The sequence below is a fragment of the Methylobacterium sp. WL116 genome (assembly GCF_008039455.1).
Lineage (GTDB): Bacteria > Pseudomonadota > Alphaproteobacteria > Rhizobiales > Beijerinckiaceae > Methylobacterium.
Genome location: NZ_VRUV01000537.1, coordinates 1 through 2,961 on the forward strand (window position 1 = coordinate 1; position 2,961 = coordinate 2,961).

The following is a 2,961-nucleotide window of genomic DNA, read 5'->3' on the forward strand; positions in this document are numbered from 1 at the left end:
GCCGTAATCGGGCATCGCGGGCACGTCGAACAGCACGTGGCCGGCGGCGACGTAGGCGTGGCCGGACGCGACCAGCGCCTCGATCATCACGACCATCTCGGCGATGTGGTCGGTGGCGCGCGGCGCCCAGGGCACTGACGCCAAACGAGAGTTTTCGCGGGTCCGGCGCCCGGCGAGGGCAGCGCCGCCGGGATCGCGGCCGCGAAGGACGAGGGACGTTTCATGGCGCCGATGTTGCGGCTCTACAACACGCTGACCGGAGCCAAGGAGGCCTTCGCGCCGATCGATCCGAGCCATGTCCGGATGTATGCCTGCGGCCCGACGGTCTACGACGCGGCCCATATCGGCAACGCGCGCCCGATCATCGTCTTCGACCTGCTGTTCCGGCTGCTGCGCCGGGTCTACGGCGCGGCCCACGTCACCTACGCCCGCAACGTCACCGACGTGGACGACAAGATCAACGCCCGCGCCGCCGAGCGCGGCATCACCATCCGCGCGCTCACCGACGGGACGCTCGCCGCCTTCCACGCGGACCTGCGCGACCTCGGCGTGCTGATGCCGGAGGACGTGAACGTGCCCGGCGAGCGCCCGCGGATGATCGAGCCGCGCGCCACCGACCACATCGCCGAGATGGTCGTGATGATCGAGGCGCTGGTCGCGTCCGGCCACGCCTACGTCGCCGCCGGCCACGTGCTGTTCGACGTGCCCGCGATGCCCGATTACGGCGCGCTCTCGAAGCGCCCGCTCGACGAGATGGAGGCCGGGGCGCGGGTCGAGATCGCGCCCTACAAGCGCTCGCCCCTCGATTTCGTGCTGTGGAAGCCCTCGAAGCCCGGCGAGCCGTCCTGGCCGTCGCCGTCGGGCATCGCCGCGCCCGGGCGCCCGGGCTGGCACATCGAGTGCTCGGCGATGTCGGCGCGGCATCTCGGGCAGACCTTCGACATCCATGCCGGCGGCATCGACCTGATCTTCCCCCACCACGAGAACGAGGTGGCGCAGTCCCGCTGCTGCTTCGGCACGCCGGTGATGGCCAACACCTGGCTGCACAACGGCTTCCTCCAGGTGGAGGGGGAGAAGATGTCGAAGTCGGCCGGCAACTTCGTCACGTTGCGCGCGGTGCTGAACGACTGGCCGGGCGAGGTGGTGCGCCTCGCCATGCTCAAGTCGCACTACCGCCAGCCGATCGACTGGACCCTGCGCGGCCTCGAGGAGGCGCGGCGGATGCTCGACCGCTGGTACGGCGCTGTCGGCGACGCAAGGCCCGCCGCCGAGGCGCCGGAGGCGGTGCTGGAGCCGCTGCTCGACGACCTCAACACCGCCGCGGCGCTCGCCGAGATCCACCGCCTCGACGATCCGGCGCGCCTCCGCGCCGGGGCGAACCTGCTGGGGTTCCTCGGGCAGACCCGCTCCGAGCGGGACGCGGCCACGGTCGCGGCCGCGGGCCTCGACGTGGCGGCGATCGAGGCGCTGATCGCCGATCGCGCCGCCGCCCGCGCCGCTAAGGACTGGGCCGCCTCGGACCGCGCCCGCGACGCCCTCGCCGCGATGGGTGTGGCGGTCAAGGACGGCAAGGACGGCACCACCTGGAGCGTGATCTAGGCGCCGGTGCGCCTGGATGGGTCGCAGGGCCGGTTCCGGGCGACGCGCATCGCCGATCCCGTGCCCCCCGATGTCGCGCGGTTCGTCCTGCGCGCATCCGCGAGCCTTCGCGCGACCGGCGTTCCGTCGATCGATCCCGGAATACCGCGCGGTATAGTGATCGAAGGTTGCTATATGATCATTAGAAGTAGAAAATCCGTGTTGTATTTGTTGTTTTGACGCAACACTGTTGATGTGCTGACCGTTCGATGCCCGGGAAGGGGTTTTGACCGGGAAATGGGCGTGACATTCTTTCTCCGGATGCGGTTCGCAGGAAATCCGTGCCGTCATCCGAATGGGGGGAATGAAATGACTCGCGTCCTGCGGACGGGGCTGCTCGCGTCGGGAATGGTGCTGTCGTCGCCCGGCCTGGGACACGCGCAATCCGGGTACTACTCCGGCGTCTACGCCTTCGGCGACAGCTTGACCGACAACGGCCGCATCCTGCGGGAGACCAGCTACAGCCCCACCGGCACCCTCGACGCGATGCGCGGTACGAAGCTCTACGAGGGCGGGCGCTGGTCGAACGCGCCCGGCTACTTCGAGCAGATCCCGGCCCGCATCGGCGCGCCCTACGTGCCCGGCAACGACTACGCGATCGGCGGCTCGCAGGCCTTCCACCTCGAGCCGAACACGCTGCTCTCGCCCTTCTTTCCCTGGGGCGTGCCGGACCAGATCGACCAGTTCGCCGCCCGCGGCGGCCGGTTCGGATCGCGCGACCTCGTCACGCTCTGGATCGGCTACAACGACATCACCAACATCCCGGCCGGCACCAACGCGGCCCGCGCCGCCGGCGTGACGACGGTCCTGAACAACAACGTCGCGAACCTGGACCGCCTCGTCGGCCTCGGCGCGCGCGAGCTGCTGGTCTTCAGCCAGCAGACCTTTCGCGCCGCCAACGCCGACCTGGCGCGGTCCTTCAACGCGCAGCTCCCCGGATACCTCCAGGCGTATTCCGATCGCGGCATCAACGTGCACTACTTCGATGCGGACGGGCTGCTGAACCGGCTGCGCGCGGACCCGACGGCCTACGGATTCATCCCGCAGGCGGCGACCGGCAGTTGCGCATTCAACCCGGCCTGCGCCGTGATCGGGTACACCAACCCAGCCGTCGAGAACCAGTACATCTCGGTCGACAGCGTCCATCTCACCGCGCGCGCCAACGGCTACCTCGCCGCCTTCGTGGCGAACCAGCTCAACGCGCCGCTGACGATCGGGCCGCAGGGCGAGCTCGGGCAGGCCGCCGGCCTCGCCTTCTCGTCGACGCTGATCGACTTCCTCGGGGCCGAGCGCCGCCGGAACATGGCCCTGTCGGTGCCCGCC

The 2,961-nt window shown here is 69.9% G+C and carries 2 protein-coding genes; both read left to right on the forward strand.

Going from position 1 to position 2,961, the window contains the following annotated elements; all coding sequences use genetic code 11:
* The first annotated feature begins 222 nt into the window (after positions 1-222).
* Positions 223-1,599 (forward strand): cysteine--tRNA ligase, encoded by a 1,377-nt coding sequence (gene cysS, locus FV223_RS24150; RefSeq protein WP_147729351.1) that lies wholly within the window; start codon positions 223-225, stop codon positions 1,597-1,599.
* A gap of 348 nt (positions 1,600-1,947) precedes the next feature.
* On the forward strand, positions 1,948-2,961 hold a 1,014-nt coding region (locus FV223_RS24155), incomplete at its 3' end, for an SGNH/GDSL hydrolase family protein (RefSeq protein ID WP_246689785.1).